The sequence below is a fragment of the Brevundimonas sp. UBA2503 genome (assembly GCF_002341485.1).
Taxonomy (GTDB): Bacteria; Pseudomonadota; Alphaproteobacteria; order Caulobacterales; family Caulobacteraceae; genus Brevundimonas; species Brevundimonas halotolerans.
This window is the reverse complement of sequence record NZ_DDOD01000009.1, coordinates 122,660-139,103: the sequence shown is the minus strand read 5'-3', so window position 1 is coordinate 139,103 and position 16,444 is coordinate 122,660. Positions and strand designations below refer to the sequence as shown.

Sequence of the window (16,444 nt, the reverse complement as noted above, 5' to 3'; positions counted from 1 at the left end):
CTACTGTTCCACAATGCGCCAGGCGTTGGTCGCGAACTGCTGGGCGCTCGTGAACGCGCCGGTGCGCGAGGAATCGCTGGCGCAGACCTCGCGACGCACATCCCCCATGATCGTGCCCTCAGCCAGAGCGGTCCAGGAGCCGTCGCCGACGAAATCGTCGATCACGCTGGTCCCCGAACGATCGTAGAAGCTGGATCGGAGCGTAGCGTAGCGCAGCTGTGAGCAGTCCATGTTGATGGTCGAGACGGCGTAGTCGAACGGCACGGCGTCCGGGACCAGCGAGACCATGGCGAAGGTCACCTCGCGGCGGTTACCGTTGATGGTGATCGAACTCCAGTCGATCGCCGCCACAGCCGAGTCGGACGATGACACCGCTTCCCAGCTCTGGGCCAGCACGGGGGTTGCCCCCATGACCGCCAGGGTCGCTGCAATACCGATGGATTTGAACATGTTGGCCTCTCCCGATGAGGAGCCCAGCCTGCCTCAGGATGGGCGGGCCGTCGAGCGCGGCATCCTGATGAAATCTGATCGAGGCGGGCCCGGAGGCGGTGGCTGGGGAACTAGGACTCGAACCTAGAATGACGGTACCAAAAACCGGAGTGTTACCATTACACCATTCCCCAGCAGGGCCGGTGCGTCGCGAGACAGGCTCGCGAGAGGCGCCGAGATACGCCAAGGTCGCGGGCGATGCAACACCCCCTTTTCGCTTCTTTGCAGCGGTTTCTCCCTTCCTGAGAAATAGCCGCGATCCCGGCTTGCGGGGGCTGTCCGGCCTCGGTATAAGCCCCCTCCTCAAGTCGGAGTGTGGCTCAGCCTGGTAGAGCACTGCGTTCGGGACGCAGGGGTCGGAGGTTCGAATCCTCTCACTCCGACCATTTTATCTGCAGCGCGACCCGGGCGCTGATCTGGGGCTTTCCGGCCCCTGCCCCCTCCCTACTCCTTAAATCTGCCAGCCACCTCGGCGAGGTGCCGCCCCACGGCCTCGATCGGCCGCTCGCCCAAGGCCTTCCTGCGCGCCAGCAGGTCGGGAGAGCCCGCGTCATAGTCTGCCATCAGCGTGCGCACGAAGGCACCCGAGCGGACCTCGGCCAGCACCTCGTCCATGGCCGCCTTTGACGCCTCGCCCAGCACGCGCGGCCCGGTCAGATAGGCGCCGTATTCGGCGGTGTTCGAGATCCGGCCAAAGGCCCCGGCGATGCCCTTTTCGAACATCAGATCGGTGACCAGCTTCAGCTCATAGAAGCATTCAAACCAGGCGACCTCGGGCGGATAGCCGGCCTCGACCAGCTTCGTGAAGGCGCCATCGACCAGATCCTTGACCCCGCCGCACAGCACCACCTGCTCGCCGAACAGGTCGCTCTCGCACTCGGCGGCAAAGGTGGTCTCGATAATACCCTTGCGCCCACAGCCCAGCGCCGCAGTATAGGACAGGCCCAGGGCATGGGCCTTGCCCGAGGCATCCTGATGCACGCCGAACAGGCAGAAGACCCCCTGCCCCTCTTCATAGAGGTCGCGGATACGCGGCCCGATGCCCTTCGGCGAGGCCAGAATCACATCCAGATCCGCGCGCGGCTGGACCAGACCGAACCGCACCGACAGGCCGTGGGCGAAGATCAGGGCGGCGCCCGGCTTGATGGCCGGTTCAATCTCGTCGGCCCACAGATCGCGGTGCGCCTCGTCCGAGACCATGATGGCCACGACATCGGCCCCGACCGTGGCCTCGCCGGCGGTCATGACCTCAAAGCCGTCCGCCTCGGCCACCGCCCGGGTCTTCGATCCGGCCTTCAGGCCCACGACGATGTCGGCAACCCCCGAATCGCGCAGGTTCAGCGCATGGGTACGCCCCTGACTGCCATAGCCGATCACGGCGACGCGTTTGCCGCGGATGATGGACAGGTCACAATCACGGTCGTGGAAAACGGGCAGCGGGGAGGATAGGGTCTGGGTCATGACCCAAGACATAACCCCTTCTGACGTGATCGCCTTCTGGAAAGAGGCAGGCCCTGGCAAGTGGTTCGCCAAGGACGAGGCGTTCGATGCCGCCTTCAAGGACCGGTTTCTGGAGGCGCACATGGCCGGGGCGCGGCGCGAGCTGGACGGGTGGATGGAGACGGCGGAGGGGGCGCTGGCGCTGATCATCTTGCTGGACCAACTGCCCCGGAATGCGTTTCGCGACACGGCGCACCAGTTCGCGACCGACCCGCTGGCGCTGAGTTTGGCCCGGGACGCCGTGGCGCGGGAGTATGATCGCGCCGTGGCCCCCGACCTGCGGAATTTCATCCTGCTGCCCTTCGAGCATTCCGAGCGGCTGGAGGACCAGGACCGGTATCTGGAACTGGCCGGGGATAACGCCGACCTGCGCAAATGGGGCGAAATCCACCGCGACATCATCGTCCGCTTCGGCCGCTTCCCGCACCGCAACGCTGCGCTGGGTCGGGAGACCACGGCCGAGGAGCAGGCGTTTCTGGATGAGGGCGGGTTCGGGGGGTAGCGCGAGCAAAATACCGTCTGAATGGTCTGGATGGTCTGAACTGCGGGTACCGAAAACACCGTCTGAACCGTCTGAATAGTCTGAACCGTCTGAAATGCGGGCACCTCCATCGGCCAGGCATTCGGCAACCGGACAGTATGGGTGCGGCGGGGACCAGGGGGGGCAGAACGGTCCAGGAAGCGACAAGGGTGTTGAAGGCATTCGGGAATTGGCTGGCGAGTTTCATACTGGTGCGGCCGGGCTCAGCGTTCCTTCGCCCCTCGGGGGAGAAGGTGGGCTGCGTAAGCGGCTCGGATGAGGGGGCGTGAGGGTGCCAGACCGTCGGCTCGTTCGCCCGCAGCCAACCTCCCCCTCATCCGTCAGGCTCAGCCTGACACCTTCTCCCCCGAGTGGAGAAGGGCGCCGCGACGCCCAGTTTTCTGTGGATGCTGATTCGGCAGACCTGCCGCGCGCGCGCGAATCGGGCAGAGTGATGCGATGAACGCGCTCGCCCCGATCCTGACCGACCATGCCGGACCGGCGGTCGATCCCGCGCATCCCGAATATCAATATCTGAACCTGCTGCGGGACATTCTGGACAATGGCGTCCAGCGCGGGGACCGGACGGGCACGGGCACGCTGGGTGTGTTCGGGCGGCAGATCCGCTTTGATCTGTCGAAGGGGTTTCCGCTTCTGACGACCAAGAAGCTGCACACCCGGTCGATCATCGTCGAGCTGCTGTGGTTCCTGCGCGGCGAGACCAATATCCGCTGGCTGAAGGACAATGGCGTCCGCATCTGGGACGAATGGGCCGATGCCGAGGGCGAGCTGGGCCCCGTCTATGGCAAGCAGTGGCGCAGCTGGACCGCGCCGGACGGCCGGGTGATCGACCAGATCGAGAAGGTGGTCGAGAGCATCCGCACCAATCCCAACAGCCGCCGCCACATCGTCACGGCCTGGAACCCGGCCGATGTCGACGACATGGCCCTGCCGCCCTGTCACTGCCTGTTCCAGTTCTTCGTCGCGGACGGCAAGCTGAGCTGCCAGCTGTACCAGCGCTCGGCCGACATCTTCCTCGGCGTGCCGTTCAACATCGCCAGCTATGCGCTGCTGACCCATATGTTGTGTGAAGTGACGGGCTACGCGCCTGGTGAGTTCATTCACACTTTTGGCGACGCGCATCTGTATCTGGATCATCTGGATCAGGCCCGGCTTCAGGTGACCCGGGAACCCATGGACTTCCCTCGCCTGACCTTCGGCCGGCGGGTGCATGCTCTGACCGAGTTTGAGCTCGCCGACATCGTCATCAGCGACTATAGGGCCCACCCCCATATCGCGGCCAAGGTTTCGAAGTGATCCGTCGGCCGCCGCTGTTCATCGGATCATCGGTGGAGGCACTGGATGTCGCCTATGCCATCCAAGAAAATCTTGAGTTCGATTGTGAACCCACCGTCTGGTCGCAGGGCGTGTTCCAGCCGTCCAGCGCCGCATTGGTTGACCTGCTGAAATTCTGTGATCGGGCGGAATTCGCGATCTTTGTCTTTACGCCTGATGACATAGTCCAGATGCGTGGCCAGACTTTCCCCGCCGCGCGCGACAATGTCATTTTCGAGTTAGGCCTCTTCGTGGGGGCCCTGGGGCCCAATCGATGCTTTTACGTGGTCCCGTTCGGTGAAGACTTGCATTTGCCCTCGGATCTGATCGGCGTGGAGCCCTTGAGATATGTGGCGGACCGAAGTGACAGGAATCTGCGGGCCGCACTGGGCCCTGCATCCAACAAGATCAGACAGGCGATACGGTCCATCGCGCCTCCCCAGCCGCAGGACCTGTCTTACCAAACTGAACGACTGGCTACACCGGTCGAGCTTGCGCAAGGCTTGGTGACGGCATGGAATTCCGAACCGATTCTCGGCATGCGCGAATATCTGCGAGCGGGAGTTCCAGGGCATATGGCGGACGATGAAGCGGGAGAAACCACCAAGTCGCTGTCCGAGATATACAGTTTCCTGAACAGTGCCGCGCATGGTGTGCTGACCGGGTCTGTCGACGAAAATATCGCGCGGGCCACATTCGCAGAAGCCATGACTGCGGTATGGGCGGCGGCTTACACCTATTTCGTCCCGGCAGGCGCCGACCCTGCGGAAGCTTGGCATCCCCTGCCACCCCTCGCCCAACTCGTTCAGCAATGGCATCAAGATTGACAATGAAGCTGAACGATCTGACCGCCGACGTCCTGCGCATCTCCGACATCTATGCGGCCGAGCACGGGATCGACCGTGACCGCGACTGGGCGCTGCTGAAGCTGCAGGAGGAGCTGGGCGAGCTGACGGCCGAGCATCTGCGGATGAGCGGGCGGGCGCGGGGTAAGGCGGATACGTCAAAGCTGGGCGATGAGGCGGCGGATGTGCTGGGCATGCTGCTGATCTATTGCGACAGCGCGGGCATCGATCTGGAAGCCGCCATGCAGCGGAAATGGCTGCACTGGCTTGAAAAGGCCCCCGCATGATCCGCCCTCGCCTGTCCCTCGTCGCGGCCCGGGCGCGGAATGGCGTGATCGGGATGAAGGGCGATCTGCCCTGGCGGCTGCGCGGCGATCTGCAGCGGTTCAAGGCCGTGACGATGGGCAAGCCGTGTCTGATGGGGCGGGCGACGTGGGAGAGCCTGCCGCTCAAGCCCCTGCCCGGGCGGTTGAATCTGGTGCTGACCCGCGATGAGAGCTTTGAGGCGACCGGGGCGGTCGTCTGTACCAGCCTGCCCGAGGCGCTGGAGATGGCGCGGGAACAGGCGCGCGAGGACGGCGTCGACGAGATCTGCGTGATCGGCGGGGCGCAGCTGTATGAGGCGGTGCTGGACCGGGCCGACCGGCTGTACCTGACCGAGGTCGAGGCCGAGCCCGAGGGCGACACCCTGTTTCCGGCCTTTGACGAGGCGGCCTTTGTCGAGGTGGCGTCCGAGGCGCATGATGCGGGCGAGAAGGACGACCACCCCTATGTGTTTCGGGTGCTGGATCGGAGGCGGTGAGAGGGTGAGTAGTATTAGTGAGTCGTGAGTAGAGCCGCGAACGTCTGGCTGTACTGATTTCTACTCACCACTCACCACTCACCACTCACCACTCACTATTCACCGCTTCCTAGCTGAGCGTCGCCAACGCGCTGCGTTCGAAATCCTTGAGCTCGTCGAGGCGGCCGTCGCGGATTTTCTGCACCCAGTAAGGGTCGGCCAGCAGGGCGCGTCCGACGGCGACCAGGTCAAACTCCTCGCGCTCCAGCCGGTCGATCAGGCCGTCCAGCGAAGCGGGCTTTGAGCCGGCGCCGCCAAAGGCCGCGATGAACTCGCCGTCCAGTCCGACCGAGCCGACGGTGATGGTGGGCTTGCCGGTCAGCTTCTTGATCCAGCCGGCGAAATTGAGGTCCGAGCCTTCGAACTCGGGCTCCCAGAAGCGGCGCTGCGAGCCGTGGAAGACGTCGACGCCCGCCTCCGACAGCGGGGCCAGCCACTGGGCCAACTCATCGGGATCGTGGCCGTTCCTGGCGGCGAAGTCGTGCGACTTCCACTGGGAGATGCGCAGGATCAGGGCCATGTCCTCGCCGATGCCCTCGCGCACCGCCTTGACGACTTCGGCGCCGAAGCGGGCGCGGTCGGCGATGGTCGGGCCGCCCCAGCGGTCGTTGCGGTCGTTCAGGCCGCTCCAGAAGAACTGATCGATCAGATAGCCGTGGGCGCCGTGGATCTCGACCGCGTCAAAGCCCAGCTCGCGGGCGGCCTTGGCCGAGCGACCGAAGGCGGCGATGGTGTCGGCGATGTCCTCCTCGGTCATCGGCTCCAGCTTGCGGTTGCCGGGGGTGGTCATGCCGGACGGGCTGTCGACCTTGCCGAGCGGCGTCCAGTCCGCCCCCTGGCCGCGGGCCGAGCCGACGTGCCAGATTTGCGGCGCGATCAGGCCGCCGGCGGCGTGGACCTCGTCCACCACCTTCTTCCATTCGGGCAGGGCCTCGCCGTGGAAGACGGGGACATTGGCGTCATTGCGGGCGGCGGGGCGCTCGACGACCGTGCCCTCGGTGATGATCAGGCCGACGTCGCCCTCGGCACGCCTGCGGTAATACCCGGCGACGTCCTCGGTCGGTATGCCGCCCGGTGAGAAGGACCGGGTCATGGGCGCCATGACGATGCGGTTGGGCAGTTTCAGCGACTTGATCTGGAAGGGCTGGAACAGGGCATCGACGGACATGGCAGGCTCGCGGTTCGTGTGACTGGAACCGGCAAGGTGGCGATTAGCGTTGCGTTTGAAAACCCTTCCCGGCGATTTTTCTCAAGACGCCTTGAGATTGAGGGTGTCGGCGACGGCGCGGGCCAGATCGGCGAAGCGGCGACCGGCCTCCCCATCCGGGCTGTCGAGGGTCAGGGGACGGCCCGCATCGCCGGCCTGACGGACGGCGGCGTCCAGCGGGATGTCGCCGAGGACGGGGATCCCTAAGCGGGCCGCCTCGGCCGGGCCGCCTTCGGTGCCGAAGATGTCACCGCTCATGGTCTGGACCAGACCGAGGACCGGCGTGCCGACCTTTTCGAACAGCCGGTGGGCGCGGCGGGCGTCGGCGAGGGCGACCTCCTGCGGGGTAGTGACGATGATCGCGCCGTCCAGCGGGGTCTTCTGGATCAGGCTGAGGTGAACGTCGCCGGTGCCGGGCGGCAGGTCAACGACCAGCACATCGAGCGGGACCTCGGCTGTGCCCCAGCGGGTCTGGGTCAGCATCTGGGTCAGGGCCTGAGACGCCATGGGACCGCGCCAGATCATTGCGTCGGAGGCTTCGGTCAGCAGGCCGACCGACATGGCCGCAAGACCGTGCACGCGGTGCGGCTCCATCTTGCCCTCGACATACTCAGGCTTGCCCGAGATGCCGAGCATGGTCGGCAGGGACGGGCCATAGACATCGGCGTCGAGGATGCCGACGCGCAGCCCCTGTTGCGACAAGGCAATGGCCAGGTTGACGGCGACGGTCGACTTGCCGACCCCGCCCTTGCCGCTGCCGACGGCGATGACGCGGCGCACATGGTCAGGGCGGTCAGTGGGCACGGGGGCCCTGGCCCGGCCCTGATCGACCGCGGCCTTCGACAGACCGGCGGTGCGGCGCGCGGGCGCGGGCGTGGTCTCGGCCGTCAGGATCACAGACACGCGGGTGATGCCCGGCAGGGCCTTCAGCGCCGCCTCGGCCTGATCGCGGACGGGGGCATAGCGGGCAACCTCGGCCTGATCGACCTCGAGCACAAAGCCCGCGCGATCCTCGGCCACCACCAGACCCTTGACCTTGCCGCCGTCCATCAGGCCGCCGCCGGTGACCGGATCGGTCAGACGGTTCAGCAGATCGATGACGGCCTGTCTGTCGGGCACGGCTTGCTCCTGGGCGCGCGAGGGGGTTTACCGGGCCTTCTATCCCCCTGACCGCATCGGCGCGAGGTTCCATTTGTCCCAGGGCGAGCCTGCCAGACTGACCCTGATCGGGGGGCCGACCGCCTCGGGCAAGTCGGCGCGGGCGCTGGACCTCGCCGAACGGACCGGGGCGGTGATCATCAATGCCGACAGCCAGCAGCTGTATGCCGAGCTGCGCGTGCTGAGCGCCCGGCCGGATGCCGAGGAAGAGGTGCGGGCCGAGCACCGGCTGTACGGCGTGGCAGCCGGCGACGACCCCTGGTCGGTCGGGCGTTGGGTGCGGGCGGTGCAGGACCTGCTGGACGAGCTCGACGGGTGGCCCGCCGTGCTGGTGGGCGGCACGGGGCTGTATTTCACCGCCCTGACCAAGGGGCTGGCCGATATCCCGCCGGTGCCCGAGGCGGTGCGACAGACCGTCGAGTCCGACTATGATCGCATGGGTGAAGAGGCGTTCCGGCGGTGGCTGGCGGAGTTGGATGCTGAAGCCGCAGCCCGGATCGAGGACAACGACCGCCAACGCCTGATCCGGGCCATGGCGGTGGCCACGCACACCGGACGCGCCCTGTCGGACTGGCAGGCCGACACCCGCCCGATCCTGACGCCCGAAAGCTGGACCGGGCAGCTGATCCTGCCGCCGCGAGAGGCCCTCTACGCCGCCTGCGACGCCCGCTGCGCGGTGATGCTGGAGCGGGGGGCGCTGGATGAGGTGCGGGCCCTGATGGACCAAGGCCTGTCCCCTGCCCTGCCGGTGATGAAGGCCGTCGGCGTGCGCGAACTGGCCGCCCACCTGCGCGCCGAGACCTCGCGGGAGGCCGCGCTGGATCAGATGCGGCAGGCCACTCGCAACTATGCCAAACGCCAGCTGACCTGGTTCAGGAACCAGATGCCGGACTGGGACCGGGTCTGACGGCTACTCGATCACTTCCATGGTGCCGGGCTCGAAGGTCACGCCCTCGAACTCGGGATAGGCCTCGCGCAGGATGTTGGCCTGGGCGGGGTCGTTGACGTCCATGATGTACCAGATGCCCTCGTCCATGAAGGCAAGGTTGGGCGACACAGCCTTGATCTGGATGCCCTGGGTTTCCATCAGCATGGTGAGGTCGAGGACGACATATTGCCGGCTACCGTCCGGGGTGACGAAGGTCTGGGCCCCGGCCCGGTCGATGTCGAAGGCAAGGATGGCGACCTGGCTCATCAGCTCATCGACCATCTCCCGGCTGGCGTTCTGCGCTTCCTCGACGGTGGCCCCATAAGTGTCGGCAATCGTCTGCAGCACTTTCGGCGGCAGGAATTCTATCATGGCCGAGAACTGTCCGGCTTCGACCATGCCGTTCAGCTGATCGATCCGTGCGTCGAGGCCGGCGCGGTCGGCAGCGGACAGGGTGGCTTTCGGAGCCTCCTGCGCCAGGGCGGGCGCGGCGGCGAGGCCCGACCCGAGTGCCAGAACCATGGCGAACATTGCAAGACGGGTGAACACGGGGACTCTCCTCGGAAAATGAGCCCTGATGATTGCCCGACGTCCGCAACTCTGGCCAGTGCAAACGGGCGACGTCATCAGGTTATTGGATTTTCATCCCTTTGCCCCTATATTGGGAGGGTCCGGGTTCGCCCGGACTATGGCGATAAAGGCGCTTGTAATAAGCGGACCGGACCCGGGTGCGATTCCCGGCGGCTCCACCATTTTCCCCCGCGTTATCGGCGGACGGTATGGGGCCGACTAGCATCGACGGACGTGTAAAGAGGATTGCTTTCGCCCGTACTGGCCCATCGTTATCGGGCCATTTTGTAACTGCGAACGATAACTTCGCTGGGGAATACGCTGTCGCCGCGTAATGCGGTTCCAGTAATTCCAGACTAAACTCCTGGAGGTTCAGATCTTCAGGCGGGGCCTGTCGGGAGCCTGGCAACAGAATCCCGGCGCTTTCCTGCATTGATGGCGACGCGCCCCTTTCACTGGTGGACCCACGGGGCTATCAGGAGGCGTTCCTCACAGAGGCAGGCATGACCAACGCGACCCCTCCCGTCGATGAAATGCACTATGAACGCCTGGCGCAGGATGCCCTGCGCGGCGTGATCCGCGCGGCGCTGGAACGCGCGGCCGAGCCCGAAGGCCTGCCCGGCGGCCACCATTTCTACATCACCTTCCAGACCCGGGCGACCGGTGTGATGCTGCCCCCCGATGTGGTGGCCAAATATCCGGAAGAGATGACCGTCGTGCTGCAGCACCAGTATGAGGATCTGGTGGTCGGCGCCGACCAGTTCAGCATCATGCTGCGCTTTGGCGGCGTGCCCAAGGCGATGACCGTCCCCTATCGCGCCATCACCCGCTTCTTTGACCCGTCGGTGCAGTTCCTGCTGCAGTTCGAGACGGTTGAGGTGATCGAGGACGAGGTCGAGGAGGCCCCGGCCGAACCCGCCGCCCCGCCCCCCTCCACCGGCGACGACGGCCCCAAGGTCGTCTCACTGGACCAGTTCCGGAAGAAGTAGCTAAGGTTCGGCGGGCAAGCTGACGGAGCCCGCCATTGCCTTCACTCGCTGCCGATGCCCTGCTGATCGCGTTCGTCTACGCTGTCGCTTTCGCCCTGCTGCGTGCTTCTTACCAGCGCAGCGGAAGGGTGTGGGTCCTGCGGCATTGCATCGTGGTGCCGCACGCCCGCCGACCTTCACAGCGCGCCTATGTAGAGGGATGGGTCGGCGAGGCTGTCATCCTGACCATCGCCGCCGCAGCCAGCCTGATCATCGCCTATTTCACGCCGGACATTTCGCTGGTGGGCATCCTTGCACGCTGGTGGTGGCAGGCCCTGCTCGCCACTCTCCTCGTTGTTCTTGTCGTTCACATCTATTCGACGACCGTGATCCGGGCGGCTGTGAAGGAAGGCCGAAAGCCGGTCTACTGCAAGCGATTGCAGGCCGCCTATGCCACCTACAACTTTTACAGCGTCTGCCTGTTCGGCGTGGGGGCCATGGTCCTGCTGATGCTCGCCGCACAATACCTCAGTGACGGCGCATCCTTTCGGGCCGAGGCTCGCGTGATCTCGGACATCTTTGTCCTTGCGCGGGAGACCGCCGTCTCCGGTCCGTCACCGACCGCCGGATCGGGCGACGGCTATGTCGGCGCCATGATCCTGGCAGAGAGCGGGTTCGGCCACATCGCCCTCGCCGCCAAGCTGCTGCAGAGCCAGTTCAATCCCTTGTTCGTGTTCGCCGGCCTGCTGATTGGGATCAACATGCTGATCAACTTCACGTCTTTGAAGCATATGTTCATGGGCGAGGCGGTCGTGATGACGGCCGTCTTCACCTATGGGCCACTTGCCATCATCGGAGCCTTCGCCCTGGCTGTGTACATGGGCTCTTACGAGACCCTTCTTCAGGGTGTTCTGGACAATGTCCAGGCATTCACGCCGCCCCCCGCCACGGACGACTGGGAGTTGGCCCAGCGTCACGCGGAAATGGTTTCGGAGCTGGCCAATTCCATGAACCTGTTCGGCTTCATCCGGATGATCGCCGGCGAGGGCGGCGGATTCGCCATTCTGGCCTGGGGTGTCCAATTCGCGCTCGACAAGATTTCCGACAAGAAGGAGGCAGCTGTGCCCCTGCGTCTGCCCAATGCGCGGTTCCGGCCAAATGCGGGCTAGAGCCACTTTGGCCGCCGCGGCCGTGTTCTGCGCGGGCCTGTTTGTTCTGCATGCCTGTTCGACGACCGGGAAAGAGGGTACGTCGCGCAGCTTCCCCGCGCACCCGGAGTGGCCGCAGTCCATGGACACGATCAGCGTCATCACCTGGAACCTGGGCTACAGCGGGCTCGGTCGAGGGTCGGACTTCTTCGCCGATGGCGGGCGGTCGTGGTTGCCGCCCGGGCCGGGCACGACGCGTGAATCGGCCGGTGCAATCGCCGCTTGGCTGGGCGAGAGCGATGCCGACATTATTCTGACGCAGGAGAACGCGCGCGCCAGCGTGGTCAACTACTGGACCGATCTCAAGGGTCGCACCGACCGGGCGCTGGCTGGGTATCAGAGGCTCTTCCACGCGGACTTCCGCACCCGCTATCTGCCGCCGCCGCTCCGCATCAGTAACGGTATGGCCACCTACGCCCGTCACGGGCTGGTGCAGTCAGAGATCTGGCCCATGCCCAGTGACGGAGATCCGTACGACGGGCTGATCCGACGGCGCTACGGCGCGCTTGCTACCTATGTCGAGGGGCCCGGCGGGTGCTGGGTGTTCGTCAACCTTCATACTTCGGCCTTCGACGAGGGGGGAGCCCTGCGCAAGCGTCAGGTGGCGACGCTGCTGGAGCGGGCCGTGGCTGCACACGCCCTGGGGTATCGAGTCGTGATGGGCGGTGACTTCAACCTGCGACTGGTCGCCACGCAGTTCCCTCATACAACGGAGGATGAGTATCTGGGCTGGATCCATGACTTCGATCCCGAGGTCTTGCCCGAGGGCTGGCGTGTGGTCGCTGATGGCGCGACGCCCTCAGTGCGGACGAACGAGCGGGCCTATCAGCCGGGCGAAAACTACACGACGGTGATCGACGGCTTCGTTGTCTCCCCGGGTGTCGACGTTGTGTCCGTGGCCGGGGTCGAGCTGGGATTCCGTCACTCGGACCATCAGCCGGTGCGCGCGCGATTCAAGGCCGGCGAAGGTTTACCGCAGGCGCGCTGCGAGGGCTGATGCAACCCTCGCATTGCCGCCGGGGTAGACGGTAACCAGCCGCTTGATATGTTTCCGTTTGCAATGCACGGTGCCCGGCGAAACCATTGAAATCGCCGAAGGAGTGTAACGCGTGGATCGCAGGGCGTGGGCGTCGGACAGCCGGATGGCGTCCATTGATCCCGGTCAGACCGAGGCCAATTTCGCGGGGCGCAGGCGGGTCGTCGATGGTGTGCTGACGCCGTCCGAGGCCACTGCCCCGATCACGCCGGCCGAGTATGGCGCGCAGGACTTCATCATCGTCCCGGATTTTCTGACGCCGGCTGAGTGTGATCGCCTGCTGGAGATGTTTGATCAGGTGCATGGTCTGGTGAAGCATCGCCGGATCGGGATCGACTTCTGGGAGGGCCGCATCGTCTATATGAACGATGTGGCGGCGCACGACGCCTCGGCGGCGGAGATCATGGGCGGTTTCCAGAAACGGGCCACGGCCATGCTGGGCGAGTTCTACGCCCTGACCCGGCCGCTGTGGACCGATACGGTGCAACTGAACATCTGGGAGCAAGGCTCGTGCCTGCCGCCGCATACCGACAACAGCAACCCGGACGGCACCGCCCACAGCACGCCGTGGCGGGACTTTTCCAGCATCGTCTATCTGAACGACGACTATGAGGGCGGCGAGCTGTATTTCACCGCCAAGGACCGGGTGCTGAAGCCGCAGCGCGGCATGCTGGTGGCGTTCAGCGCCGGCTATCACCACGAGCACGGCGTACTGAAGGTGACCCAGGGCCGCCGCATCACGATGCCGGCCTTCTACACCTTCGATCAACGCAAGGCGGACGGGCACATCTATCCGGAGCTGAATGCGCCGGCGCCCGCTCCCGCCACGACCCTCACTCCGGCCCCGGTCCAGTCCCTGGCGTCTCTCCTCAGACCGCCCCAGTCCAGGCCCGCCGGAAGTCCCCTGTCCGTCCTGTCACCCGGCGGTCAGGCCCCCACCTGGCAGCCCCCCGGCAAGTGGCGTCCGCCGGGCTGAGTCGAGCGGGGATCCGGAATCAGGACCGGACGGGTTGACCGCCCGCCTTGCGCGGGGATCAATGGCGGGCAATGCTGATTGGGCTGGGGAGCTGCATAATGATCCGTCGTGCCGTCATTACTCTGATCGCCGGCCTGTCGCTGGCGGCCTGTGCCACGACCTCAAACAGTCAGGCCCCGGGCGAGACCTTCGACGGCTGGGCCGCATCGATCGTGGCGGCGGACTGGACGACCAGCCGGGGCACGCCGATCCAGGCGTTCGACAATGCCCGGCGTGATCTGGTGGCGGGGTTCCAGGACGTCGGCTTTGCCCGCAGCGACATGGTCGACTTCACCCTGCGACCCGATGTGCCCAATCCGACCTCGGCCGATCAGGCGCTGAGTGCCATTGGGCGCAATGCCGAACAGGCGACGCGGGGGTGTTTCCTGTATTTTACCTCGCACGGATCGCCGCGCGGGATCGTGTTCGGGCCTAATCGTCTTCTGAGCCCCGATGAGATGGCGCGCCGCATCGACGGATGGTGCGGCACCCGCCCGACCGTGGTGATCGTCTCGGCCTGTTTCTCGGGCGTGTTCACAGACCGGCTGGCCGCGCCCAACCGGATGATCATGAGCGCGGCCCGGCGGGACCGGTCGTCGTTCGGTTGCTCGGAGGATGCCACCTACCCCTATTTCGACGGCTGTATTCTGGAAAGCCTGCCGACCGCGCCGAACTTCCTGGTCCTGGCGGATCAGGCAGCGCAATGCGTCCAGCGGCGTGAGCGGGAGGAAGGGCTCAGCCCGGCCTCGGAGCCGCAGACCTTGGTCGGCGTGGACATCGCACTGCTGCTCAGCACCATATACGCCTTCCGTCGCTGAGGCCGCCTTCGCCGCTTGCCACGACCCGTCAGGTGTGGAACATTTGCGGAACATGGAGCGAGGGAGGACGACATGCTTGAGGGCGGATGCCACTGCGGGGCGGTGCGATACAGGACGGACGGCAAGGTTGAGCATCACGCGCTTTGCCATTGTCTGGACTGCAGAAAGTCGGCGGGCGCGCCCGCCGTCAGCTGGTGTCTGGTGCCGACCGACAGCCTGACGATCACGGGTGAGACCCGGGCGTACGCCTCCTCCGAACATGGGCGGCGGTCCTTCTGCGTCGCCTGCGGAACGGGCCTCTTCTATGCGAATGAGGTCATCTTCCCGGGCATGACGGATATCCAGGGGGCCACGCTGGACGATCCCGACGCCCTGCCGATTCAGGCCCAGATCCAGACGGCCGAACGCATCGGCTGGATGGCGACTCTGGACCAGATCCCGGCCTTTGACCGCTATCCGCCGATCGGGCCCGACGCCTGAGACTGACCTAACCTTACCTCGGCCGCGTATCGGTTCCAACCTGCACCCGTGTTTTGGGAGGTCTGAATGCTGAAGCGACTTGTGCCCGTCCTTGCCATGCTGGTTTTGGGGGGGTGTGCCTCTGATATGGAGGCTGACGATCCATTCGCCGATATGTTTGGCGGGGTTCCTGAAGATCGGGCTGCACGCGTTGCAGTCGAGGCCGCTGCCCATCCCCTTGGCACAGAGCAAAATCCCGTACGTGTCAACATGCCGGCCGGGCAAAGAGCCTATCTGTCGCGTCTTCGCTGCGCCGATGGAAAGGCCCCGACGTTCGAGCGTCTCGGCAGTGCTGGAGATGGGCCCTATGGCACCATCATTGATGGCTATCAGGTCGATTGCCCCGGCTCACAACCGGCAACCAATGTGATCTACCTGGATATGTATCACCCCAGCCACGTCGAAACCAAAGCTCCGCCGGGGTATACGATCGTCCCTTGAGTCAGGGTCTGGGAAACACCCGGATCGTGATCCGCTCGCGTTCGCCCTCGTGCCGCTGGACCAGCAGGCGGGCGACCTGGGCATCGTCGTGGAACAGATAACCCTTGATGGCGTCCAGCAGGGCCTTGGCCAGATTGTCGAGGTCCATGTGCGGGGGTTCGCCGACATGCTCCATGTCGATCTCGACGACGTGATCACCCCATGAGGGCCGGGCGCCGCGCCATTCCTTGCGCATGAACTCATAGACCAGCGGCTTGTAGTATTTGGCCTGGGTAGTCAGGCCATCGATGGTGATCTCGACCCCCTGCCCCGTCTCCCGCGCCCGGACCTTGCCGATCCCGATCCAGTCGGCGCTCATGGACGGCAGGGGGCGGGCACCTCGCCCACCACGGTCGCGGTCAGGATTTTGACCGGCGGTGTCAGCTGTTCGTCGGCGTCGGCCGGGCTGCGATGGATGTCGTGGATCACCTCCATGCCGGCGGTCACCCGGCCAAAGGCGCCAAAGCCCTGCCCGTCTGGATTGCGGGCGCCGCCATAGTCGAGCGCCGGCGCATCCTCGACCACAATGAAGAAGCTGGACGTCGCCGTATCGGGTCCGTCGCGCGCCATGGAGATGGTGCCGGCGACGTGGCTGAGGCCGGTGTCGCGCGTGCGCTCCAGCGGGATCGGCGGGTTTAGGTCGTCGTCAGAGCCGCGCGGCGTGGCCCCCTGAATCACGCTGATCGGGTTGGAATTGTCATTGGTCGAGGCGACCACGGTGCGAAAGAAGCTGCCGCCCTCATAGTGGCCGTCGGTGACGTACGACAGGAAGTTGCAGACCGTCAGCGGCGCCTTGTCCGTCGCCAGCTCGAGCGTGATCACGCCCCGCTCGGTGACCAGATCGACCCGCACGGGGTCGCCGGTCACGCGGGCCTCGGTCGCGCACCCTGCGAGGGCCGCAGCGGCAAGGGTGATCATGGCCCGATATCGCATCTTATCCTCCGCCGCCGGGGTCGCTTGCCCCCCTGACGCTTCGTGCTACACCCGCGCCCATTCCCGCGCCAAGC

20 protein-coding genes, 2 tRNA genes and 1 other RNA gene are annotated in these 16,444 nt (G+C 65.5%); 15 read left to right on the top strand and 8 right to left on the bottom strand.

Annotated elements, in window-relative coordinates:
- Together B4K74_RS04265 and B4K74_RS04260 are read right to left on the bottom strand one after the other, a co-directional pair.
- Positions 1-450, bottom strand: coding sequence for a surface-adhesin E family protein (locus tag B4K74_RS04265; protein ID WP_286691890.1), 450 nt, complete (start codon positions 448-450; stop codon positions 1-3).
- Positions 451-549: 99 nt separating this feature from the next.
- Positions 550-623 (bottom strand) — tRNA-Gln (locus tag B4K74_RS04260).
- 175 nt (positions 624-798) lie between these two features.
- Here B4K74_RS04260 and B4K74_RS04255 point away from each other — a divergent pair.
- Positions 799-875 (top strand) — tRNA-Pro (locus tag B4K74_RS04255).
- Positions 876-933: 58 nt separating this feature from the next.
- Here the strand turns inward: B4K74_RS04255 and ilvC are convergent.
- Positions 934-1,926, bottom strand: coding sequence for a ketol-acid reductoisomerase (gene ilvC, locus B4K74_RS04250; protein ID WP_183211062.1), 993 nt, complete (start codon positions 1,924-1,926; stop codon positions 934-936).
- A gap of 22 nt (positions 1,927-1,948) precedes the next feature.
- Between ilvC and B4K74_RS04245 the strand changes: the two genes are divergently transcribed.
- From B4K74_RS04245 to B4K74_RS04225, 5 genes are all read left to right on the top strand, one after another.
- Positions 1,949-2,491: a DUF924 family protein gene (locus B4K74_RS04245; RefSeq protein ID WP_286691888.1), complete on the top strand. Its 543-nt coding sequence runs from the start codon at positions 1,949-1,951 to the stop codon at positions 2,489-2,491.
- 477 nt (positions 2,492-2,968) lie between these two features.
- Positions 2,969-3,826: a thymidylate synthase gene (locus B4K74_RS04240; RefSeq protein ID WP_286691887.1), complete on the top strand. Its 858-nt coding sequence runs from the start codon at positions 2,969-2,971 to the stop codon at positions 3,824-3,826.
- The gene (locus tag B4K74_RS04235) at positions 3,823-4,671 is read left to right on the top strand and encodes a nucleotide-binding protein (RefSeq protein ID WP_286691886.1); all 849 of its coding nucleotides are present in this window, start codon (positions 3,823-3,825) and stop codon (positions 4,669-4,671) included. The genes B4K74_RS04240 and B4K74_RS04235 overlap by 4 nt, the downstream gene beginning before the upstream one ends.
- Before the next feature lie 2 nt (positions 4,672-4,673).
- The gene (locus B4K74_RS04230) at positions 4,674-4,976 is read left to right on the top strand and encodes a phosphoribosyl-ATP pyrophosphohydrolase (protein ID WP_286691885.1); all 303 of its coding nucleotides are present in this window, start codon (positions 4,674-4,676) and stop codon (positions 4,974-4,976) included.
- Complete coding sequence (locus B4K74_RS04225) at positions 4,973-5,491, top strand: dihydrofolate reductase (RefSeq protein ID WP_286691884.1); 519 nt, start codon at positions 4,973-4,975, stop codon at positions 5,489-5,491. The genes B4K74_RS04230 and B4K74_RS04225 overlap by 4 nt, the downstream gene beginning before the upstream one ends.
- 109 nt (positions 5,492-5,600) lie before the next feature.
- Here the strand turns inward: B4K74_RS04225 and B4K74_RS04220 are convergent, their stop codons facing one another.
- Complete coding sequence (locus B4K74_RS04220) at positions 5,601-6,698, bottom strand: NADH:flavin oxidoreductase (protein WP_286691883.1); 1,098 nt, start codon at positions 6,696-6,698, stop codon at positions 5,601-5,603.
- Between the two features lie 81 nt (positions 6,699-6,779).
- Positions 6,780-7,856 (bottom strand): Mrp/NBP35 family ATP-binding protein, encoded by a 1,077-nt coding sequence (locus tag B4K74_RS04215; RefSeq protein ID WP_286691882.1) that lies wholly within the window; start codon positions 7,854-7,856, stop codon positions 6,780-6,782.
- Between B4K74_RS04215 and miaA the strand changes: the two genes are divergently transcribed.
- Positions 7,834-8,802, top strand: coding sequence for a tRNA (adenosine(37)-N6)-dimethylallyltransferase MiaA (miaA, locus tag B4K74_RS04210; RefSeq protein ID WP_286691881.1), 969 nt, complete (start codon positions 7,834-7,836; stop codon positions 8,800-8,802). The two genes, B4K74_RS04215 and miaA, sit on opposite strands and share 23 nt — an antisense overlap.
- A 3-nt stretch (positions 8,803-8,805) precedes the next feature.
- Here miaA and B4K74_RS04205 read toward each other — a convergent pair whose 3' ends face one another.
- Entirely contained in the window at positions 8,806-9,372 is a 567-nt protein-coding gene (locus B4K74_RS04205; protein WP_286691880.1) for a hypothetical protein, read from the bottom strand.
- An 81-nt stretch (positions 9,373-9,453) separates the two neighbouring features.
- On the opposite strand from B4K74_RS04205, the gene ssrA reads away from it, so the two are divergent.
- The 8 genes from ssrA to B4K74_RS04165 all read left to right on the top strand — a co-directional run bounded on the left by ssrA (position 9,454) and on the right by B4K74_RS04165 (position 15,398).
- Positions 9,454-9,817, top strand: a transfer-messenger RNA (tmRNA) gene (gene ssrA / locus B4K74_RS04200).
- A gap of 79 nt (positions 9,818-9,896) precedes the next feature.
- Positions 9,897-10,382, top strand: a complete 486-nt coding sequence (locus B4K74_RS04195; protein ID WP_286691879.1) for an SspB family protein — start codon at positions 9,897-9,899, stop codon at positions 10,380-10,382.
- Between the two features lie 35 nt (positions 10,383-10,417).
- The gene (locus B4K74_RS04190; RefSeq protein ID WP_286691878.1) at positions 10,418-11,530 is read left to right on the top strand and encodes a hypothetical protein; all 1,113 of its coding nucleotides are present in this window, start codon (positions 10,418-10,420) and stop codon (positions 11,528-11,530) included.
- 121 nt (positions 11,531-11,651) lie between these two features.
- Positions 11,652-12,566 (top strand): endonuclease/exonuclease/phosphatase family protein, encoded by a 915-nt coding sequence (locus B4K74_RS04185; protein WP_164461839.1) that lies wholly within the window; start codon positions 11,652-11,654, stop codon positions 12,564-12,566.
- 112 nt (positions 12,567-12,678) lie between these two features.
- The gene (locus tag B4K74_RS04180) at positions 12,679-13,581 is read left to right on the top strand and encodes a prolyl hydroxylase family protein (RefSeq protein WP_164461837.1); all 903 of its coding nucleotides are present in this window, start codon (positions 12,679-12,681) and stop codon (positions 13,579-13,581) included.
- 98 nt (positions 13,582-13,679) lie between these two features.
- Positions 13,680-14,438, top strand: a complete 759-nt coding sequence (locus B4K74_RS04175; RefSeq protein WP_286691877.1) for a C13 family peptidase — start codon at positions 13,680-13,682, stop codon at positions 14,436-14,438.
- Between the two features lie 72 nt (positions 14,439-14,510).
- Positions 14,511-14,918 (top strand): GFA family protein, encoded by a 408-nt coding sequence (locus B4K74_RS04170; protein ID WP_286691876.1) that lies wholly within the window; start codon positions 14,511-14,513, stop codon positions 14,916-14,918.
- Positions 14,919-14,984: 66 nt separating this feature from the next.
- Positions 14,985-15,398, top strand: a complete 414-nt coding sequence (locus tag B4K74_RS04165) for a hypothetical protein (RefSeq protein ID WP_286691875.1) — start codon at positions 14,985-14,987, stop codon at positions 15,396-15,398.
- 1 nt (position 15,399) lies between these two features.
- On the opposite strand, the gene B4K74_RS04160 is transcribed toward B4K74_RS04165, so the two are convergent.
- The gene (locus B4K74_RS04160; RefSeq protein WP_123286513.1) at positions 15,400-15,756 is read right to left on the bottom strand and encodes a RusA family crossover junction endodeoxyribonuclease; all 357 of its coding nucleotides are present in this window, start codon (positions 15,754-15,756) and stop codon (positions 15,400-15,402) included.
- On the bottom strand, positions 15,753-16,355 hold the full coding sequence (locus B4K74_RS04155) for a peptidylprolyl isomerase (RefSeq protein ID WP_286691874.1): 603 nt from the start codon (positions 16,353-16,355) through the stop codon (positions 15,753-15,755). Before B4K74_RS04155 ends, B4K74_RS04160 begins: the two co-directional genes overlap by 4 nt.
- Positions 16,356-16,444: the final 89 nt, after the last annotated feature.

Bases quoted from the DNA above. Each gene is read 5' to 3' on its own strand.
- B4K74_RS04230 (WP_286691885.1), top strand. From the start codon at position 4,674: ATGAAGCTGAACGATCTGACCGCCGACGTCCTGCGCATCTCCGACATC.
- B4K74_RS04220 (WP_286691883.1), bottom strand. From the start codon at position 6,698: ATGTCCGTCGATGCCCTGTTCCAGCCCTTCCAGATCAAGTCGCTGAAA.
- B4K74_RS04170 (WP_286691876.1), top strand. From the start codon at position 14,511: ATGCTTGAGGGCGGATGCCACTGCGGGGCGGTGCGATACAGGACGGAC.
- B4K74_RS04195 (WP_286691879.1), top strand. From the start codon at position 9,897: ATGACCAACGCGACCCCTCCCGTCGATGAAATGCACTATGAACGCCTG.
- B4K74_RS04165 (WP_286691875.1), top strand. From the start codon at position 14,985: ATGCTGAAGCGACTTGTGCCCGTCCTTGCCATGCTGGTTTTGGGGGGG.
- B4K74_RS04245 (WP_286691888.1), top strand. From the start codon at position 1,949: ATGACCCAAGACATAACCCCTTCTGACGTGATCGCCTTCTGGAAAGAG.
- B4K74_RS04265 (WP_286691890.1), bottom strand. From the start codon at position 450: ATGTTCAAATCCATCGGTATTGCAGCGACCCTGGCGGTCATGGGGGCA.
- B4K74_RS04155 (WP_286691874.1), bottom strand. From the start codon at position 16,355: ATGATCACCCTTGCCGCTGCGGCCCTCGCAGGGTGCGCGACCGAGGCC.
- B4K74_RS04240 (WP_286691887.1), top strand. From the start codon at position 2,969: ATGAACGCGCTCGCCCCGATCCTGACCGACCATGCCGGACCGGCGGTC.
- B4K74_RS04185 (WP_164461839.1), top strand. From the start codon at position 11,652: ATGGACACGATCAGCGTCATCACCTGGAACCTGGGCTACAGCGGGCTC.
- B4K74_RS04160 (WP_123286513.1), bottom strand. From the start codon at position 15,756: ATGAGCGCCGACTGGATCGGGATCGGCAAGGTCCGGGCGCGGGAGACG.
- B4K74_RS04175 (WP_286691877.1), top strand. From the start codon at position 13,680: ATGATCCGTCGTGCCGTCATTACTCTGATCGCCGGCCTGTCGCTGGCG.
- B4K74_RS04225 (WP_286691884.1), top strand. From the start codon at position 4,973: ATGATCCGCCCTCGCCTGTCCCTCGTCGCGGCCCGGGCGCGGAATGGC.
- miaA (WP_286691881.1), top strand. From the start codon at position 7,834: ATGACGGCCTGTCTGTCGGGCACGGCTTGCTCCTGGGCGCGCGAGGGG.